The organism is Methanomassiliicoccaceae archaeon, assembly GCA_034928305.1.
GTDB lineage: Archaea > Thermoplasmatota > Thermoplasmata > Methanomassiliicoccales > Methanomethylophilaceae > VadinCA11.
Genome location: JAYFOZ010000001.1, coordinates 1 through 19,320 on the forward strand (window position 1 = coordinate 1; position 19,320 = coordinate 19,320).

Annotated in this window: 15 protein-coding genes, 1 tRNA gene and 1 pseudogene; 9 read left to right on the top strand and 8 right to left on the bottom strand. The window is 55.5% G+C overall.

The annotated features are described in order from the left end of the window. On the top strand, nucleotides 1-352 hold a 352-nt coding region (locus VB016_00005; protein MEA4976933.1), incomplete at its 5' end, for a cobalamin-dependent protein. Between the two features lie 6 nt (nucleotides 353-358). Then, a pseudogene (gene mtbB / locus VB016_00010) lies at nucleotides 359-1,771 on the top strand ([dimethylamine--corrinoid protein] Co-methyltransferase). Nucleotides 1,772-1,857: 86 nt separating this feature from the next. Here mtbB and VB016_00015 read toward each other — a convergent pair. The 6 genes from VB016_00015 to VB016_00040 form a co-directional block, all read right to left on the bottom strand. Further along, the gene (locus VB016_00015; protein ID MEA4976934.1) at nucleotides 1,858-2,382 is read right to left on the bottom strand and encodes an adenine phosphoribosyltransferase; all 525 of its coding nucleotides are present in this window, start codon (nucleotides 2,380-2,382) and stop codon (nucleotides 1,858-1,860) included. Nucleotides 2,383-2,848: 466 nt separating this feature from the next. Continuing rightward, nucleotides 2,849-3,967, bottom strand: coding sequence for an SPFH domain-containing protein (locus tag VB016_00020; protein ID MEA4976935.1), 1,119 nt, complete (start codon nucleotides 3,965-3,967; stop codon nucleotides 2,849-2,851). Between the two features lie 5 nt (nucleotides 3,968-3,972). After that, on the bottom strand, nucleotides 3,973-4,515 hold the full coding sequence (locus VB016_00025) for a hypothetical protein (protein MEA4976936.1): 543 nt from the start codon (nucleotides 4,513-4,515) through the stop codon (nucleotides 3,973-3,975). Between the two features lie 6 nt (nucleotides 4,516-4,521). After that, nucleotides 4,522-4,893, bottom strand: coding sequence for a hypothetical protein (locus VB016_00030; protein MEA4976937.1), 372 nt, complete (start codon nucleotides 4,891-4,893; stop codon nucleotides 4,522-4,524). Between the two features lie 23 nt (nucleotides 4,894-4,916). Beyond that, nucleotides 4,917-6,455, bottom strand: coding sequence for a hypothetical protein (locus VB016_00035; protein MEA4976938.1), 1,539 nt, complete (start codon nucleotides 6,453-6,455; stop codon nucleotides 4,917-4,919). Between the two features lie 4 nt (nucleotides 6,456-6,459). Continuing rightward, nucleotides 6,460-7,383, bottom strand: coding sequence for a hypothetical protein (locus tag VB016_00040; GenBank protein MEA4976939.1), 924 nt, complete (start codon nucleotides 7,381-7,383; stop codon nucleotides 6,460-6,462). A gap of 252 nt (nucleotides 7,384-7,635) precedes the next feature. Here VB016_00040 and VB016_00045 point away from each other — a divergent pair, with 252 nt between their 5' ends. The 5 genes from VB016_00045 (at nucleotide 7,636) to dnaJ (ending at nucleotide 15,227) form a co-directional block, all read left to right on the top strand. Then, nucleotides 7,636-9,819, top strand: coding sequence for a glutamine synthetase III (locus tag VB016_00045; protein MEA4976940.1), 2,184 nt, complete (start codon nucleotides 7,636-7,638; stop codon nucleotides 9,817-9,819). A gap of 116 nt (nucleotides 9,820-9,935) precedes the next feature. Further along, the gene (thsB, locus tag VB016_00050; GenBank protein MEA4976941.1) at nucleotides 9,936-11,567 is read left to right on the top strand and encodes a thermosome subunit beta; all 1,632 of its coding nucleotides are present in this window, start codon (nucleotides 9,936-9,938) and stop codon (nucleotides 11,565-11,567) included. Between the two features lie 65 nt (nucleotides 11,568-11,632). Then, nucleotides 11,633-12,208 carry a nucleotide exchange factor GrpE gene (locus VB016_00055; GenBank protein MEA4976942.1) on the top strand — a complete coding sequence of 192 codons (576 nt, stop codon included), beginning with the start codon at nucleotides 11,633-11,635 and terminating at the stop codon, nucleotides 12,206-12,208. 5 nt (nucleotides 12,209-12,213) lie between these two features. Further along, nucleotides 12,214-14,076 carry a molecular chaperone DnaK gene (dnaK, locus tag VB016_00060; protein MEA4976943.1) on the top strand — a complete coding sequence of 621 codons (1,863 nt, stop codon included), beginning with the start codon at nucleotides 12,214-12,216 and terminating at the stop codon, nucleotides 14,074-14,076. A 14-nt stretch (nucleotides 14,077-14,090) separates the two neighbouring features. Then, on the top strand, nucleotides 14,091-15,227 hold the full coding sequence (gene dnaJ / locus VB016_00065) for a molecular chaperone DnaJ (protein MEA4976944.1): 1,137 nt from the start codon (nucleotides 14,091-14,093) through the stop codon (nucleotides 15,225-15,227). A 7-nt stretch (nucleotides 15,228-15,234) separates the two neighbouring features. Here the strand turns inward: dnaJ and VB016_00070 are convergent. Beyond that, nucleotides 15,235-15,321: transfer RNA gene (locus VB016_00070), tRNA-Ser, on the bottom strand. A gap of 103 nt (nucleotides 15,322-15,424) precedes the next feature. Here VB016_00070 and VB016_00075 point away from each other — a divergent pair. Together VB016_00075 and proB are read left to right on the top strand one after the other, a co-directional pair. Further along, nucleotides 15,425-16,747 carry a glutamate-5-semialdehyde dehydrogenase gene (locus VB016_00075; protein MEA4976945.1) on the top strand — a complete coding sequence of 441 codons (1,323 nt, stop codon included), beginning with the start codon at nucleotides 15,425-15,427 and terminating at the stop codon, nucleotides 16,745-16,747. Then, nucleotides 16,744-17,862: a glutamate 5-kinase gene (gene proB, locus VB016_00080; protein ID MEA4976946.1), complete on the top strand. Its 1,119-nt coding sequence runs from the start codon at nucleotides 16,744-16,746 to the stop codon at nucleotides 17,860-17,862. The genes VB016_00075 and proB overlap by 4 nt, the downstream gene beginning before the upstream one ends. Here proB and VB016_00085 read toward each other — a convergent pair whose 3' ends face one another. After that, the gene (locus tag VB016_00085; protein MEA4976947.1) at nucleotides 17,863-19,299 is read right to left on the bottom strand and encodes an alanine/glycine:cation symporter family protein; all 1,437 of its coding nucleotides are present in this window, start codon (nucleotides 19,297-19,299) and stop codon (nucleotides 17,863-17,865) included. Nucleotides 19,300-19,320 lie beyond the last annotated feature (21 nt).

Sequence of the window (19,320 nt, forward strand, 5' to 3'; positions counted from 1 at the left end):
GACCGTCGAAGGCGACGTGCACGACATAGGCAAATCGATCTGCTCGACGATGCTCCAGTGCGGAGGCTTCGACGTAGTCGACCTCGGCAGGGACGTCCCGTCCAAGGATTTCGTCGCCCAGGTAAGGGACAACGGATGCACCATGCTCGGGATGTCCGCACTCATGACGACAACGATGACGGTCCAGAGGGACGTCATCGGCATGCTCAAGGACGCGGGCATAAGGGACAACGTGAAAGTGATGGTCGGCGGGGCGCCGGTCACGCAGACGTGGGCCGACAAGATCGGGGCCGACTGCTACAGCGAGTCGGCGTCCGAGCAGGTCGGGAAGGCGAAGGCGCTTCTGGGGTGAACGGAAATGGCAGAATATCTTACATACATGGGTGACGGAAAGAGGATATGGTCCACTCGCGAGAAGGTCATCGACGACCTGCAGGCGGGAATGGCGGAGGCCGCAGAGGTCGGAAACGTCCCGGACCTCTCCTCTGAAGAGCTGGCAATGCTCTGCGACATCGTATGCGACCGTAACAGGATAGTCAGCGTTGAGCCCGGAAACGAAGTCGTTCTTTCGAACGACGGAGCCCAGAACAAGTTCACCGGTGACAGCGGGAGCAGCGGATGTGGAATCGAGATGTCTGCGCTGGTAGCCGCCCAGGTGCACGAGCGCGCCATGTCGATGGACACCTTCGAATTCGGAAGCCTCGACAACAATTACAGCGTCAAGCCGCTGAAAGCGGTCATAGCGATGCAGATGCAGAAGATGGAAGACATGCAGAACAGCATGATTGTGCCCTTTTTCTACGGAGCTATGCCCAACATGGGTCTGTACTATGAGCCGGATGGACCTTACGGAAACCCGCCCGACCTGATGAGAGAGGGAAAGATAGAGGAAGCCCAATCCGAGATGGAGAAGGCGATGGACTCGATGACCAGGGACATAGAGTTCATGGGCGTTAGGATGCAGGAGGCCGGGTCCGACGGATTCAACTTCGACACGACCGCGTCCGCCGGCGACGGAGATTTTCTGTCGGTGCTCAGGGGAGTGGAGCTTCTTAAGAAGGCCCGCCCTGAGGCACAGACCATGGTGGGAATGTCCAGCGAGAACGTCATCGGAATTCACGGGATGCTCGACTACAAGGGACATGAAGTTGCGGGGATATATCCCCACGATCAGGCCAAGCTTGCCGAGATGGCCGGCGTCGACGTTTTTGGACCGGTCACCAACACCAAGTCCGGAAAATCCCTCGCCTGGAACATGGCCTACTCCGTAGCTATCATCAAAGAGTGCGAGAAGAAGTCCAACCTGCCCTGCCATGTGAACCTGGGAATGGGAGTCGGCGGAATACCCATGCTGGAGACACCTCCCGCAGAGGCGGTCACGCGTTGCAGCAAAGCCATGGTCGAAGTTGCCAAAGTGGACGGTATTTAGATCGGTGTCGGCGACCCCGCCGGTATGTCGATCGCACACATGATGGCTTCCGGGCTCGGAGGGATCAGAACTTCCGGAGACCTTGTCGCCAGGATGCAGTTCGGCAAGAAGATGAAGACCCCCGCCGCCAAGGAGTACGTCGCCAAGAAGCTCGGAATTTCCGTGCTCGATCTGACCGATGTATATGTGATGAGGGACCTCCGCGAAGCGCTCGGCATCGGAGTGACCGTGGGGCTCCCCGGAGCTCCCAGGGGTATCGCAGCAAAGATGAACATCGAGAAGCTTCTCGACATCAAGATCAACTGCTGCGAGAACTTCCGCAAGATGACCTCCAAGAGGTAAATAATTTAGCGGGCATCGCCCGCATTTTTATTTTTTTCAAAGCCGACTATGTGTTTTTCAGGCCCGATATCTGAAAACCGTCCCGGTCAGTGGCCCGGGTACACGACAAGCGATTCGACGTCGTATCCTTCCAGCTTCTTCCTGCCCTCGAGTCCCGCAAGCTCGATGACGAAGCATATCTTGACAACCTCTCCGCCGAGCTTCTCGATCATTTTGATCATGGCCTCGGTGGTTCCCCCTGTGGCTATCAGGTCGTCAACGATCACTACCTTCTGCCCGGGCCTGATGCAGTCTTTGTGCATCTCCAGCGTGGCGGTGCCGTATTCAAGGTCGTATTCCTGGCATATGGTCGCTCTGGGGAGTTTTCCTTTCTTTCTTACGATAACGAAGCCCTTTTTCAACGCGTATGCGACGGGGGCGCCGAATATGAAGCCCCTTGACTCGGATCCCGCCACAAGGTCGAAGTCCACGCCCTCCAACATGTCGACGATGCCGTCGATCGAAAGAGAGAATCCCTCGCTGTCTTGCAGGACCGTCGTGATGTCCCTGAACATTATTCCTTTGGTTGGAAAATCCGGTATCGTCTGGATGTAGTCTTCGACTGTTTTCATGTGAGTACAGTATGGACTGGCAGGTCAGTATAAAAAGCCAATCATGGGACAAAATCCGGAGAAATCCCCGAGTGGGGTAAGGGCCCGGCCCTGCCGGGATTATTGCGGTCATCAGTCGAGTCTTGCAGACCGTTCTGTAGAGGGTCAATCAGAGTAAAGAGCCATCAGGCCAGTCTTCTGCTCTTTGTTACCGCAGTACCATATTGAACAATCTTCGCCGCAGATCCTTGTGTTATTTCGTTTGCCGATAGCCACTTACCTCCGGATTATACAATTCATTACTACTATTTATATCAATCGTTTAACGATTTACGTCAATAAACGATTAATTAATACGAATTTCGTAGAATAATATTATAAAAACGACGAAATGCGAAATATGATCATGTGCGAGGGATCCGAATAAAAATATTCCACATGGCGGATTAAAAAGAAAGGGTGGCCGGCCGGGGCCGGCTAATCGGTTTCAGTTCAGCTGTTCGGAGCAGTAAGGACAGAACTTCGGGACCTTGGCAAGTCCCTTGAGGTCCTCTCCGCAGTACGGACAGACGTTGAACTTCTTCTGCCCTCCCGCCGAGGCCGGAGCGGCGGCGGAACGGGCGGCCTGCTGCTGGACCGCGGGAGGGCTCCCGATATCGTCCCTGGCCTGCTGTTGTGGAGACGGCTTTCCGCAGTTTCCGCAGAATCTGTACGGATACTCGTTGGGCGTTCCGCAGTAAGGGCACAGGACCTTGGGGGTCTGCCCGGGCTGCTGCTGGGACATCTGCTGCTGCTGGAGCTGCTGGTACATCTGTGGGAACAGGAGCATTCCCGTACCGACGGCGGCACCTCCTTCGGAATTGCCTATGGCGTCGGCCATGCGGTCCATTACAGCATACTTCTTGAAGGCCTCTCCGTTCTTGGAGCTGAACTGCAGGTACTGGAAGACCTTCTCCATGTCCTCATCCGTGGTCCTGAGCTCCGAGATCTTCAGCGCCAGCAGCTCTATGCCCCTCTGCGTGAAGTACGGCTCGATCAGCGCCTTGGTGGAAGTGGACGCCCTCTCGAGGTTCGTGTACACGTCCATATAGTACTGCTCGGTGAGCTGCTGCGTTATCTGCTCGTTGATGAAGCTCTTCATGAACGCGTTCACGTCACCGGTGCTGTAGGCGCTCATGCCTCCGATGACCTGGGTGAAGAACACGGCGATGTCCTCCTTCTTGACGCGGAACTGGTAGTCGCCGTTCGCCATGAGGGTGATCGGCACATTGTATTCCTGCGCCGCTTTTATCATTCCTCTGATGCCCCACTTCCCGTTGAACATCTTCAGCGAGACGTATATGATCTGGACCTTGAACGGCGTCTCCTTGAAGCCCAGCGCGAGCTGGTAGAGCTTTGTGAGCCACGGGATGTTCGACGACATCACCGAGTGCCTTCCCGGTTCCAGGACGCCGGTGAGCTGGCCGTCCCTGATGAACAGCGCGACCGCGTGTTCCGGGACGGTCACGGACGTAAGGGTCCTGAGGTCGTTGTACTCGTATGTATAGATGATATCGTCAGGGCCCTGGCTTTCCCAGTTTACCACATTGGTTTTCTTTTCTGCCATTCAAATCACTCCTTGACCCCTTCCATGAATCCTTTCATCACGGTCTCCCTGTGGTTGTAATCCTCGATCATCCTGTCGGCGGTCTTCTCGATCTCGCGCAGGATACCTTTTATGGCGTATTCGCCCTCGTCTATCTTCTTCACAAGATCGGCGACCTCTTTTCTCAGGAGCACCGTTCCGTCCACCAGTTTGGCGTCCCAGGAGACCAGATCGTCCAGCTCGCCCTCCAGGATTTTGACGGATGCGTGCCATCCGCTGTAACCGTTTACCGCTTTCTGCACGGATATATGATACTTGTCGACCTTCGTGCGGATCCTTTCGGTGTCCCTCATGAGCTCGAGGTCCTTTATCGCCGCCCTCTGGATGGTTGCGAGGTCGTTCTTCGTGCCTTCGAGCGTGCGGGCAACCTCTTGCCTTATCGCTCTGTCCTCGTCCCTGCGGAGGTTCTTTTCCTTGTACCCCCTGTATATGGGGATGTAAAGTCCGATACGCTCCACCAGAGATGTGTTGCCCCTCATATGGCTTCCAACTGTGTCGTCTAAAGGCATTTTCATTCACTTCCTGTTCTTAAATGTAATAATAATTCCGATCGCTGCCGCGGCCAGGAGTATCAAAGCCACGGGGGCCAGCCAACCGAGGCCGGTGTAGAACCACATGTAGCCTGCGAGGCCGACGACCAGCATGAGCACTCCCAATACCAGGTTATAGTCGCTGTTGCTCGGGCCGAAGTTCGTCCCTCCGTCCCTCTGCATGGGGGACATTACGGCGAATGTTATTCCCATTACGATGAGCACGACCCAGAGGATGATGCTGATCCCTTCGTTCATTACGCTGTAGGCTACCAGACCGATGACCACCGCGATCAGGAACATCGAGCCGATCACTGCGGACAGGGTCCTGTTGGCCAACTTGTCCTTGTTTGTCATTTCCTCTTTCTCCTTTGTATCTATTATAGTACTATCAGTTGATTGATGTCTGTCCTCTTCATCCTCTCGGGCAGCAGCTTTCCGAACCCGTTGACAACAACGGTGTTCCCGGATACCTTGCACGGGACGTATATCAGGTTCTTCACGTACGGTTTGCTCAGTCTTAGTTTGCTGTTGCTCTGCATGCGCTGAACCAGATAGTTCTCGGTTAGATGCTCGGCCTCCTTCTTGGTGCTGAGCGGGACTATTATCTTCCTGGCGCCGGGGCTGCCGGGCCTCGCGGTGTCGGACAGGGACCCTATCCCCTCGCCGCCGCTGATGCTGACCTCCGATCCGCGGAGGCCCGCAAGTATGCTCGTCTCCGGGCAGAGCGCGAATATGTCGGTGACCCCCGAGGCGGGATTGGTAAGACATCCCGCGTCGACGGTGAAATCTCCGGGGATCAGGATGTCTTCCGCAACTTCGACGCTCTTCTTGGACCAGAGGGCGCCGGTCACGAAGCTGTATCTGAGGTCTACGTCCCAGAACGGGAACAGATAGTCTCCGTCCCCCGATGTTATCATCATCGTTCCGGAACCGCTCCTCGCGCCCAATGCCTGGGAAAGGTGCTGGAACAGCTCGCTGTTCCTGTCCTTCGTCCTCAATATGGTCCAGTTGCTGACATTAGGATACTGTATTTTAGAGATCTTGGCCAGCGCCGCGAGCGTTTTCACGGCGTCCCCGCCTGTCGACGACGAGCTTTTGACCAGGTCGGCGACCGCACTTACCTGCGACAGTTCGCGCTCGACGCCCTGATACATTATGGCCAGCGAGGGCACGGAGAACAGATTGTCCTTCACGTCCTTCAGGCCTTTGGCGCCCTTTTCGAGGTAGCCGATGCTTCCCAGCGAGTCCCCGTTCAGAAGTTTCTCGCATCCCGTGCACGCCTCGGCAAGTGCCGAGAAGCGCTTGGATACGGGTGCATAATCGTTGGATTTCGACAGCATCTCCGAAGCCTGTGTGAAGTTGTTGCTCATAAGCAGATATCTTCCCGGTTTGTCCTCCAGCAACAGTTTCACGTTATTGATTATAAGAGCATACGACTTCACGATGCTCTCGGCGTTCGCGAGCTCCTTGCGGTCGTTACTGTCGACGGCCAGAGGCGAAAGCCCCTTGATCTTTGCGTCGAACTCGAAGGCGGACGCGGAAGTATGCACAGGTTTGGCCGTGTTGTCGGTGGTGAAAGGCATCACGAACAGCGGATTGGTCATCAAGGTGTTCGCAGCAAACCTGTATTCGGTTATCTCGGCAGATATCCTGGGCCTTACGTTGGTGACGTATATGTTGTGCCTGGCTATCGAGTCCACGTTCTCGGCCTGGGACATCGAGAAGCCGCCCGGCATAGCGCTGCTTACCCAGGACCGGACCTGGTCCATGACCTGGTCCAGATACGCTTTGGCGTCTATGCGCTGCTGTGTGGTGCCGCAGCTGCGGCATGTTATGTACGGTGTGTTGGCCTCGACGTCCTTCGCTTCGAACGGCGCACCGCAGTATTTGCACCTGAGCATTACCATGTCGTCCAAATAATCACCTTACTGATCTGACGGCGGCCCACAGGGCAACTATCTCCGCCTGCAGCCTGGCCTCCATGGCCCTCATCTCGCTCATGGCCTGGGCATGGTACGCTTTGGCGATATCGTCCGCCCTTGTGGAGATACCCTTGTAGCACGCTCTGCAGGCATATATCGCACCGTAATCGTCGGTCTCGGACCTAAGGGGTTCGCCATCGGCCTTCCTGAGCATCGGCGAGATCTCGCTGGATATCGGGAAGAAGTGGATTCCCAGGCCGGAAGCGGTCCTTCCGCAGAACCAGCATTTGCATGTCCTGGAATAATCGTTGACCAGTTTGAGGTTGGCCTCTCCGGTGTCCCCGACCTGCTTCCTGTACCCGTAGGCTATCTGCTGGTACTCCGCGGCCTTCCTCGGGTCGTCCCAGACCGTTCCCAGGGCCAGGAACTCGTATCCCGTCGCGAACAGGACAAGCCCTTCTCTGATGCCGGTCCTCGTCGTGTCGTTGAGGAAGATCTCGTTCGTCTTAAGGTTCTCGTTGCCCACCTCGGCCTGGTACCTCTGCGCCAGCTTCAGGAGTTTATTTCCTTTGTCCAGCAAAACGGCCGAAGGTCCGTTCATGTTGAAGATCTGAATCTCTTCGATCGCCAGTTCGCACTGCACGATCATCATGGCTATGTTGACGGTGGTCAGGCCGAACGTGAACTCCTTTGCCTTGGTGGCCTTCATGGCATTGAGCAGGGCCCTGTAAGCATTAACGTCGCCCAGCCGTCCGCGCAGGTCTATCATCCCTACAAGGACCGCCGATATGTCATCGGGCCCGCCGTCCTTCTCTATCGACTTCATCAGTCTGGCGCGGGCTTTATCGAATTCTCCCTGTTTTATCAGATCTAGGGCTTGTTCGTACAGGGCATCTGCATCTTTGAAAAGTGAGAGGGCCATATTTTTCCTTCTGTGGAGAATTGCATGTTCAGGGTAAAATACTATTTGAACGATCTTGGTATGAGCATCGGGCACGCTGGGCGCCCAACCGCCACCAGAATCGAAACTTTGTCTCGGTCGTTCTTCGTTGAATAAAGTAAATATCGATTATTTCAAATATTATTAGATGTTTGTCTAATTCAATTTTAATAATAGATACATTTGTCAGAAGTGTTCGGAAAACTTTATATGAAATAAATTGCTCGCCCCAGCATGGACAACAGCAGGTTTGCGGCTGTGGAGAGGGCGTTCGGAAGAGAACCTGTAAAAGCGGTGCCGCCCGGTGCCAACGTTTCCGATTATTACGGGTGCAACGTGTTCAACAGGAAGAACATGAGGAAGTACCTGTCCCAGGAAACAAGGAGGTCCATCTATGAATCAATAGAAAGCGGCAAGACCCTTGATATCTCCGTTGCCGAGCACGTCGCCGAGGGTATGAAGCGCTGGGCGATGGACATGGGAGCTACCCACTACACTCACTGGTTCCAGCCGCTGACAGGCGGGACGGCCGAGAAGCACGATTCCTTCGCGACACCGTACGGCCGCGACGAATCGCTGGAGACCTTCTCCGGCGCATTGCTATGCCAGCAGGAGCCGGATGCGTCGTCGTTCCCCAACGGCGGCCTCCGCAACACGTTCGAGGCCCGCGGATACACGGCATGGGACCCCTCCTCGCCGGCCTTCATCATCGGGGACGTGCTGTGCGTTCCCACAGTTTTCATATCATATACCGGGGAGGCCCTCGACTACAAGACGCCGTTGCTCAGGTCCAAGGCGGCGGTATCCAAGGCGGCATCCGAGATACTAGAGTACTTCGGGTTCCGCGGAGCGAACGTCGAATCTTACCTCGGATGGGAGCAGGAGTTCTTCCTGGTCGATTCGGCCCTGTTCTCGCAGCGCCCCGACCTGATGCTGACCGGACGTACCCTCGTGGGGCACGAGAGCGCCAAGAGCCAGCAGCTCGACGATCATTATTTCGGTTCGATCCCCCAGAGGGTCCTGGAGTTCTTAAAGGACCTCGAGATCGAATGCTACAAGCTCGGCATACCGATAAAGACCAGGCATAACGAGGTGGCTCCCAACCAGTTCGAGATGGCCCCCGTGTACGAGGAAGCGAACTTGGCGATCGACCACAACCTAATGCTGATGTCGATAATGAAGCCCACGGCGAAGCGACACGGTTTCAGGGTACTGCTCCACGAGAAGCCCTACAAAGGCGTCAACGGTTCGGGCAAACACTGCAACTGGTCCCTGGGCACCGGGGACGGGATACCCTTGATGTCCCCCGGGAAGACCGACGGGGAGAACCTGAGGTTCCTGACCCTTACGGTGAACGTCCTCATGGCCGTCTACAAGAACAACCAGCTTCTCAAGGCCGCGATCATGACCGCCACCAACGCCCACAGGCTTGGAGCGGACGAGGCCCCCCCGGCGATCATGTCGGTGTTCCTGGGCACCCAGATAACATCGGCGTTCGAGCAGCTGCTCGAGTCCAAGAACATGGTGAAGATAGGCAAGAAGTCGGGGTACAGCCTCGGAATCCCCCATATACCGGAGATACTGGTCGACAACACGGACAGGAACAGGACGTCCCCGTTCGCGTTCACCGGCAACAGGTTCGAGTTCAGGGCCGTAGGCTCTTCGGCGAACTGCTCTTCCGCCATCACGATCATAAACTCGGTCGTCGCGGAACAGCTGAAAGAGTTCAAGATGAGGGTCGACGCCAGGATCGCCGACGGGGCGCAGACCGAAAGGGCCATACTGGACGAGATATGCCTGACGTACAAGAGCTGTCGCGACATATGCTTCGAGGGCAACGGTTATTCCGACGAATGGAGGGCCGAGGCCGCACGCAGGGGACTGGACTGCGAGACGTCCGTGCCTTTGGTATACGATGCGCTGCTGTCGCCCAGGGCGAAAGAGCTCTATGCGGACACAGGCGTTCTGACGGAGACCGAGAAGGAGTCGAGGGCGGAAGTGCTCTGGGAGCAGTACGGCAGGAAGATAGAGATCGAATCCAGAGTCCTAAGCGACATGACGCTCAACCATATACTGCCGGTGGCGACCAGGTATCAGTCCGTCCTGCTGGACAACGTATCGAAGATCAAAGAATCGTTCCCGGCGGCAGAGTTCAGGACGCTCGCTTCGAACGAGATCGACCTCATAAGGGACATATCCTCCCATATATCGGAAGCTCGCAGCATGGCCAGGAAGATGGACGTACTGTGCGACGAGCTGGCACGCATCGGGGAGGAGCGCGAGCGCTCGATCAGGTTCCACGACGAGGTGGTCCCTCTGATGGAGAGCACCAGGGAGCACGTGGACGCGCTGGAAATGATAATTGACGACCAGATGTGGCCGCTCCCCAAATATCGCGAGATGCTGTTCATACACTGAATGGGATTCGCGTTTCGGATCGTGTGAGATTCAGTTGATATGTTTATATAGAAGAACAAACTTTATCCAACCAGAATCCACAAAATGGAATAAATTGGAGGCTAAAAAACATGGGTATGGGTAACGCGCCTATTCTGATTCTCAGAGAAGGAACAAAGAGAAGCAAAGGAAAAGAAGCTCAGAACAACAACATCACTGCCGCCAGGGCCATCGCGGACTCCGTGAAGAGCAGTCTGGGCCCCAGAGGCATGGACAAGATGCTCGTGGACTCCATCGGGGACGTAGTCATCACCAACGACGGTGTGACGATCCTCAAAGAGATGGACGTACAGCACCCTGCCGCTAAGATGCTGGTCGAAGTCGCCAAAGCACAGGACACAGAGGTAGGGGACGGAACCACAACCTCCGTCATCATCACCGGCGAGCTTTTGAAGAAGGCCGTCGACCTCATCGATGCGAACGTCCACCCGACCATAATCACGGCCGGTTACAGGCTTGCCAACGAAAAGGCCCAGGAGATCCTCAGGGAGATCGCGAAGAAGGTCTCTCTGAAAGACGAGAAGACCCTCAGGCAGATCGCCGAGGTCGCAATGATAAGCAAACAGGTCAGCGGCTCCAAAGAGCACTTCTCCGAGCTCGTCGTAGAGGCGATAAAGACAGTGGCCGAGAAGGAAAAGGACGGAAGCTACACCGTCGACCTGAAGAACATACAGACGGTCAAGAAGGCCGGAGCGAGGATGGAAGAGTCCAAGCTGTACAAGGGCCTGATCATAGACAAGGAGCCCGTCCAGCCCAACATGCCTAAAGTGGTAAAGGGCGCCAAGATCGCGCTGATCGATGCGGCCTTCGAGGTCAAGAAGACCGAGGTCGACGCAAAGATCCAGATCACAGACCCCAGCCAGATCGCCCTCTTCGTCGCAGAAGAGGAGAACATGCTGAAGAAGATGGTCCAGAGCGTAAAGAGCGCAGGAGCGAACGTCGTGTTCTGCCAGAAGGGCATCGACGACCTCGCCCAGCACCTTTTCGCAAAGGAAGGGATCTACGCCTGCAGGCGTGTCAAGAAGAGCGACATGGACAGGCTTGCCAGGTCCACCGGCGCATCCATCGTGAACAAGATATCTGACATCGCCGACATAGACCTCGGGTCCGCCGGACTCGTCGAGCTCAGGAAGGTCGAGGACGAGGAGATGACGTTCATCACCGATGTCAAAGATCCGAAGACCGTTTCCGTCCTGGTAAGGGGCGGAACCAACCACGTCGCAGACGAGGTCGAAAGGTCCCTCGTGGACGCCTGGTCGGCAGTAAGGGTCGCGGTCGAGGACGGACTTATCGAGTGCGGAGGCGGCTCCAAAGAGATGGAGATCACCATGAGGCTCAGAGAGTTCGCGTCGACCATAGGCGGAAGGGAGCAGATAGCCCTCGAGGCGTTCGCATCCGCGATGGAGGTCATTCCGACAACCCTCGCCGAGAACGCAGGACTCGACCCGATCAACATGATCATCGAGATGAGGAAGCAGCACAAGGCAGGCAACATAACCGCAGGCATCAATCCCTTCAGCGGAAAGGTCGAAGACATGGCGAAGCTCAATGTCATCGAACCCTACAGAGTGGGAAAGCATGCCATCAACTCCGCAACCGATGCGGCGGTCATGATCCTCAGGATCGACGACGTCATCGCCTCCTCGGGCTCCTCCAGGGACCTGGGTGTCGGAGAAGGCGGAATGCCTCCCGGAATGGACGACGATTAAAACTGCAAATAAACAGGGGGCCACCGGCCCCCTTTAACATTATTATCCCCTTGAGATGATCGCAGATGACTGGTAGGTCTAGAGAAAAAATGAAAGCAGAGGAAGAGAAAGGACCTGCGGCAGAGGACGCGCAATGCGAGGAATCGCCGGCCAAGGACGAGCTGACAGAAGCAAAGGAGCTTGCAGACCAGTATCTCAACGCAGCCAAGAGGATACAGGCGGACTTCGACAACTATCGCAAGAGGTCCCTGAGGGACGTCGAGGAGTTCAAGAAACACGCGGCCGACGGTCTGGCCATCGACCTGCTCGCAACGCTGGACGACCTGGACAGGGCACTGGACAGCACCGATGAGGACAACGAGTTCATCCGCGGCATAAAGAAAGTCCGCCAGAATCTGATGAAGGTCCTGGCCGGATACGGCATAGAGGAGATAAAGACGGACGGGATGTTCGACCCGAAGTTCCACGAGGCCCTGTGCACCGTGGATGCAAAAGATGACGGCAGGGTCGCCGAAGTATTCCAGAAAGGATACGTCAGCGGCGACCGTGTCCTGAGATATTCGAAAGTGAAAGTTACCAAGGCCCCGGACCAGTCCGGGTGCCATGAAGCCGTCGATACGGCAGAAGAATACAAGGAGTGAGCGATATGTCAAGAATAATAGGAATAGATCTTGGAACAAGCAACTCGGCAGCATCGGCCATGGAGGGCGGAAGGCCGTCCATGATCCCCAGCGCTGAGGGTACCAGCGTCGGCGGGAAGTCTTTCCCGTCATACGTCGCATTAACAAAGGAAGGCGAGCTGCTCGTCGGAGAGCCCGCGAGGAGGCAGGCGGTCACCAACCCCGAGGGGACGGTAAAGAACGTCAAGAGGAAGATGGGGACCAACGAGAAGATCAGGATATACGGGAAGGAATACACCCCGCAGCAGATCTCCGCATTCATACTTCAGAAGATAAAGAGGGACGCGGAGTCGTTCCTCGGGGAGACCATCGACAAGGCCGTGATAACGGTCCCGGCGTACTTCGATGATAACCAGAGGCAGGCGACAAAGGACGCCGGCGCGATCGCCGGGCTCGAAGTCGTCCGTATGATAAACGAACCCACCGCGGCAGCTCTCGCGTTCGGCCTCGACAAGAGCGGGACCGAGCAGAAGATCATGGTCTTCGACCTCGGGGGCGGAACCCTGGACGTTACGATAATGGACCTCAGCGACGGAGTGTTCGAGGTTCTCTCCACAAAGGGAGACACGCAGCTCGGCGGGTCCGATATGGACGAGGTCCTCACAAAGTACGTGACAGGCGAGTTCAAGAAGCAGACCGGGATCGACCTGATGGCCGACAAGATGGCATTCTGGAGGGTCAGGGAAGCATGCGAGAAGGCGAAGATCGAGCTTTCCACCACTATGCAGACCGAAGTCAACCTGCCGTTCATCGCGTCAGACGCCACAGGTCCGAAGCACCTTACCCAGACGCTCACCCGCGCCAAGCTCGAAGAGCTCGTGGAACCGATCATCTCAAGGTGCAAGCCCTGTATCGAGGGAGCAATTGCCGACGCCAAGCTGAACAAGGACAAGATCGACAAGATCATCATGGTCGGAGGTCCGACAAGGATGCCCATAGTACAAAGCTATGTGGAGAACATTATCGGCCCCAAGATCCAGCGCGGGATAGACCCGATGGAGTGCGTTTCGATGGGAGCGGCGATCCAGGGAGCCGTACTGTCGGGAGACGTGAAGAACGTCCTCCTGTTGGATGTCACTCCCCTCACGCTCGGTATCGAGACCCTCGGAGGAGTGGCTACGCCGCTCATCGAGAGGAACACCACGATCCCGGCCAAGAAGTCCCAGGTGTTCTCTACGGCGGCGGACAACCAGCCCTCGGTCGAGATCAACGTCATCCAGGGAGAGAGGAAGATGGCTACGGACAACACGTCCCTCGGCCGCTTCATACTCGACGGGATACCGCCTGCACGCCGCGGGATACCCCAGATCGAGGTGACGTTCGACATAGACGCCAACGGTATCGTCACCGTGACCGCCAAGGACAAGGGCACGGGCAAGGAGCAGAAGATAACGATAGCCTCGTCCAACAAGCTTAACAAGGAAGAGATCGAGCAGATGGTCAAGGAGGCCGACACTTACGCGGACGCCGATAAGAAGAAGGTGGAGCTCATCGAGGTCCACAATCAGGCGGAGACGGCAGTCTACACCGTCCGCAAGGCTCTCGAGGAGCTCGGAGAGAAGGTCAACCAGACCGAGAGGTCTTCCGTCGAGGCCGCGATAACGGACCTCGAGACGGCCAACAAGTCGGACAAGGTCGATGACATAAAGAAGAAGATGGACAGCCTGATGAAGGCCATGGAGCCGATCTCGCAGAGGATATACCAGGAGGCCTCCCAGGCCGATGCCGCCGGAAAGTCGGGGGCACAGGAATCCCAAGAATCTAAGACGGACGACAACGTCGTCGACGCCGACTACAAGATAGTCGACGATGACGACAAGAAGAACTGAGCTGGGAATAGGGAATGGGAAAAGATTACTATGAGACGCTCGGCGTGAGCAAGACCGCCACGCAGGACGAGATAAAGAGCGCTTACCGCAAGCTCGCCAAGAAATATCATCCGGACGTGTCCGAGGAGCCCAAAGAGGTCGCCGAAGCCAAGTTCAAGGAGATATCTGAGGCATACGAGGTCCTGTCGGACCCCGAAAAGAGGACGACGTACGATACGTACGGCAGCGACGCGGTGAACAGCCAGTTCTCCGGCGGCGGTTTCTCATGGGACGATTTCACCCATGCGGAAGACATCAGCGACATCTTCGGGGATTTCTTCGGAAACATCTTCGGAGGAGGGAGATCGGGTTCGCAGAGCAGAGGGCCCAAACAGGGCAACTCGCTCAGGATGGACATCGAGATCTCCCTTCTCGATGCCCTCAACGGCGTCAAGAAGGAAGTACAGATCCCCCATACGGTGATGTGCGGCCCGTGCAAAGGCACCGGTGGTAAGGACGGCAAAGTAACCAACTGCAACCAGTGCAACGGTACGGGACAGGTGCGCTCGGTCCGTCAGACCATGTTCGGTAACATGGTATCGGTCTCAGACTGTTCCAAATGCCGCGGGAGCGGTAAGTCGTACGACGAACGCTGCCCGGAATGCCGTGGCAGCGGCTACACGCAGAAGACCTCGAAGGTCGAGGTCAGCATCCCCAAGGGAGTAGACGAAGGCTCCACCCTTACGCTGAGAGGAATGGGAGACGCAAGCTACAACGGAGGGTCGGCGGGAGACCTCTATGTGATCATTCATGTAAGGCACGACAAGGCGTTCGACCGCGACGGTGCGAACCTTTGGACCGGCATAACCACAACGTATCCGAAGCTGGTGCTGGGCGGTCAGGAGGAGGTCCGGACGCTCGAAGGAGAGAAGATCATACTTACCGTCCCCAAGGGGACCCAGGTGGGGTCCGTGCTGAGGATAAACGGAAAGGGTATGCCAAGGTCCACCAATTCGTTGACGCGCGGCGACCTGTTCGTGCGCGTCAAGATAGACGTCCCCACCAAGGTGACAAAGGAAGAGGCCGAGATGCTCCAGAAACTGGATGACAAGGCCGGGGCGAAGAAATCCAAGCTCCGCAAGAAGATCGACGACCTGTCGGACAAGATCTGAAAGGAAATGGCGCCGAGGGAGAGATTCGAACTCCCGAGGCCTTGCGGCCAGCGGTTTTCGAGACCGCCACCTTACCGGACTAGATTACCTCGGCTCGGCGTGACAATCCTCTCCGCGTATTTTTAAATTTCCTATGACATGCGGGGCTACAGCCCAATGTAAATATCACTCTTGGACAATATCGTGTGGGAAGTAAAATGCCGGAAGACATCACCGAACAGATAATCAAGGCAAAATCCGCAGCCGTAAAGCTTTCGGCATTGGACGCGGGGATCAAGAACAAGGCCCTTAATGCGATGGCGGACGCTCTGGACAGGAACAGGGCCAAGATCCTCAAAGCCAACGCAGAAGATATGTCCGCGGCCAGGAAGCTGGTCGAAGAAGGAAAGCTCGCCGGGCCGATGGTGAAAAGGCTGCAGGTCGACGAAGCCAAGATAACAGGCATGATCGAAGGCGTCAGGGACGTGGCATCCTTCGACGACCCGGTCTGGGAAACGATATCCACGATCGATCTGGACGACGACCTGGCGCTCTATCAGGTCCGTTGCCCGATAGGGATGATCGGAGTTATATTCGAATCCCGTCCCGATGTTGTCCCGCAGATAATGTCCCTTTGCCTTAAGAGCGGTAACGCCGTAGCATTCAAAGGCGGTTCCGAGGCGGTCAGGTCCAACAAGGCACTGTTCGAGATATTGGTCGAAGCGGCGTATTCGGCCGGAGTGCCGAAGGACGTGTTCGTTCTCATGGAGACCCGTCACGATATCAGCGCGATACTGGGGATGGACGAGTATATCGACCTTCTGATTCCGAGAGGATCGAATTCTTTCGTGCAGTACATTCAGGAGAACACAAAGATCCCGGTGCTCGGCCACGCGGCCGGAATATGCACAATGTACATCGATTCCGACGCGGACCTGGAAAAGGCCCTCCGCGTAACCCTCGACTCCAAGATCCAGTATCCGGCCGCCTGCAATGCGACCGAGAACTTACTGGTCCACAGGGCGGTCGCTGAAAAGTTCCTTCCGAAGATGTGCGACCTTTTCGCAGAGAATGGGGTGGAGATCAGAGCCAGCTCCGATATTTCACGTATCAAAGGGGTAAAAGGAACGGTTCCGGTATCCGAAGATGACTGGAAAACCGAATACGGTGCACCGATCGTTTCAGTAAAAATCGTGGATTCGATACAGGAAGCAGTCGAATTTATAGAGAAATACGGATCGAATCATACCGATGCAATCATTACCGAGAACAGTGCCAGTATGAAATATTTTGCAAAAATGGTGGATTCTGCCGATGTGTTCATCAATGCGTCCACAAGGTTTGCCGATGGATACAGGTTCGGCAAAGGTGCCGAAGTCGGGATCAGCACGAGCAAGATCCATGCAAGAGGGCCGGTGGGAATGGAAGGCCTGATGATCTACAAGTACATCCTGATCGGAAAAGGCCAGGAGGTCCGCGGATATGCCGACGGCTCCAAAAAGTTCAAGCACACACACGTGAAGAGGGAGTGCCCGCTTTGAGCGAAAGAAAAGATCTTCTGGGCGAAGTCGAGCGCGTAGTGGTGAAGGTCGGAACGTCGTCGATAGCAAGGAATTCGCCCGAAGAGTCGATGAAGTTCCTCGAAAGCATTGCGTATCAGGTTAAGGTCCTCAAAGGAATGGGGATAGAAGTCCTGATAGTATCTTCAGGGGCCATAGGGCTGGGGCTCAGCGTCCTTGGAGTCGCAGCACACCCCAAGGACATACCAATGAGACAGGCCGCCGCATCCGTGGGACAATCGACATTGATGCACAGATGGAACACCGCATTCGAGAAGTACGGGCTCATCGGGGCACAGATTCTTCTGACCATGGATGCATATTCGGTCAGGGAGACCGCCAACAACATAAGCAACACCATAAAGACTCTCCTCGCCAACGGTGCAGTTCCGGTCTTCAATGAGAACGATGCCGTCTGCACTAAGGAGATAGATGCCGTCTTCGGCGACAACGATACTCTGTCCGCGGTAATAGCCAGCAATTCGGATTCCGATCTGCTGATAATATTGTCCGACGTCGATGGCCTGTACAACAAGAACCCCAAACTCTACGAGGACGCCGAGATCATCCGTACGGTAAAGGACATAGATTCCGTCGAGCACATGGCAGGAGACCCCACGACCCGCATGGGCGTCGGAGGCATGAAGACCAAGCTCGAGGCCGCACGTATATGCGCGGATGCCGGTTGCAAGATGATAATCGCATCCGGTTTCGATGAGAACGTGATACTTGATGCAGTGTCCGGAAAAGATGCGGGGACCATATTCATATCCAATTCCGTAATTCCGAAGAAGAGGCTGTGGCTCAAGTCGGCCAATCCCCGCGGGTGCATAAGTGTGGACGAGGGTGCCGCCAAGGCGCTGAGAAAACACAGTTCTCTGTTACCGGTAGGCATAAAAGACGTATCTGGCACATTTGATTCTGGAGATATGGTTGCAATAGTCAGCGACGGCGAAGAAATCGCACGCGGGATATCAAACTACTGTTCCGACGACGTACGTTCGATGATAGGCCTCAGGAAGTCCCAAGCGGACGAAGTTCTTGGCAAGGACCGTCCGGCAGATGTAATATACAGTGAAAAAATGGTACTTCTTTGATCAGTTGCCGGACTTTCCGCTCCATAGGGATATTCCGGACGTGTCTAGGTCTATCCGGCTCTTATCAAATACCGGGTCGAGCCCCGCATCCTTCTGGCGCCTGTAGTCTTTCAGGGCGGCTACAACGTAACCGCTCAGGAGCAGCACCGCGATCATGTTACTTATGCCCATCACGGCCATGAATACGTCGCACAGGTCCCATATCAGCTGCACTGGTGCAAGACATGAAAAGAAGACCACGATTACGATCAGGATTTTGAGAGCAATAGAAAAAATGCCCTTTTCAGAAACAAATTTCACATTCGATTCGCACATCGAATAATAACTGATTATGCTCGTGAATGCGAACAGTATCAGAAACACGGATAGTACCGCAGGGGCGGCCGAGCCGAGCGGGCCTCCGCTGAGGGCGGCCGAGACCAGAGGCGCGCCGTCGACGATATGTCCGAGAGAAGCAAGGTCCGTATAGGTGAGAACGATGAAGGCAGACCCGCTGCAGATTACCATCGTGTCAAAAACAACGCCTAAAGATTGCATGAGCCCCTGTTTGACAGGGTGCGAAACTTCTGCTGACGACGCTATGTTTGGCACGGAACCGATTCCCGCTTCGTTCGAGAATACGCCCCTCTTAAGGCCCCACATGACGGCAGCGCCCAGAGCCCCGCCCAGCACACTGTCGTATCCGAATGCGCCATTGAAGATCATGGCGAACGCATCATCTATCATTCTCCAGTTGACGATAACAGTGATCAGGGCCAGGGCAATCCAGCATATGGCCATTATCGGAACGACTTTTGCAGATGCCCTTGCAACCCTCTTGATGCCCCCGAACACTACAATGCCGGCTATCAGGGCAAGCAAAAGGGCAAAGAATAACTGGTTGTTTTCAAAATCGAACGCGTTGACGAACGAATCGGTAGCATTGGCGGACTGCACTCCGATAAACCCTATGCCGTATGTGGCGACAATGAGCAAAGCGATGAAGATGGCGAATTTAGGGTTCTTAAGGCCGTTCTTGATGTAATATGCGGGGCCGCCGTGATAATGGCCGTCTGATTTCTTCTCCTTGAAGATCTGCCCCAAAGTACATTCCGCAAAACTGCTTGCAGCGCCGATCAGGGCGAAAACCCACATCCAAAAAATTGCGCCCGCGCCGCCCATTATTATTGCCAGCGCTACGCCGGCAATGTTGCCCACACCGATTCGGGCACCCATGCTTACCCAGAAGGCTTCTAAAGAAGTGATCGTCTTCTTGCTTCTTCCTTTTTCGGCCCCGGATACCGCTATTTTTACGGAATCGGTAAAATGCGTGAGCTGGACGCATTTTAGTTTTAAAGTGAGAATGAGACCTATGCCGATTATCAACAGAAGTCCCAGATACCAGACATACTCATCAACGAAGAGGACAGTGTCATGGAAATCGTTCAACACACTCATGACTATCAAATCAACCGTTCG

Coding starts and splice junctions, on each gene's coding strand:
- VB016_00015 (MEA4976934.1), bottom strand. CDS start 2,382: ATGAAAACAGTCGAAGACTACATCCAGACGATACCGGATTTTCCAACC.
- VB016_00020 (MEA4976935.1), bottom strand. CDS start 3,967: ATGGCAGAAAAGAAAACCAATGTGGTAAACTGGGAAAGCCAGGGCCCT.
- VB016_00025 (MEA4976936.1), bottom strand. CDS start 4,515: ATGCCTTTAGACGACACAGTTGGAAGCCATATGAGGGGCAACACATCT.
- VB016_00030 (MEA4976937.1), bottom strand. CDS start 4,893: ATGACAAACAAGGACAAGTTGGCCAACAGGACCCTGTCCGCAGTGATC.
- VB016_00040 (MEA4976939.1), bottom strand. CDS start 7,383: ATGGCCCTCTCACTTTTCAAAGATGCAGATGCCCTGTACGAACAAGCC.
- VB016_00045 (MEA4976940.1), top strand. CDS start 7,636: ATGGACAACAGCAGGTTTGCGGCTGTGGAGAGGGCGTTCGGAAGAGAA.
- thsB (MEA4976941.1), top strand. CDS start 9,936: ATGGGTAACGCGCCTATTCTGATTCTCAGAGAAGGAACAAAGAGAAGC.
- VB016_00055 (MEA4976942.1), top strand. CDS start 11,633: ATGACTGGTAGGTCTAGAGAAAAAATGAAAGCAGAGGAAGAGAAAGGA.
- dnaK (MEA4976943.1), top strand. CDS start 12,214: ATGTCAAGAATAATAGGAATAGATCTTGGAACAAGCAACTCGGCAGCA.
- dnaJ (MEA4976944.1), top strand. CDS start 14,091: ATGGGAAAAGATTACTATGAGACGCTCGGCGTGAGCAAGACCGCCACG.
- VB016_00075 (MEA4976945.1), top strand. CDS start 15,425: ATGCCGGAAGACATCACCGAACAGATAATCAAGGCAAAATCCGCAGCC.
- VB016_00085 (MEA4976947.1), bottom strand. CDS start 19,299: ATGAGTGTGTTGAACGATTTCCATGACACTGTCCTCTTCGTTGATGAG.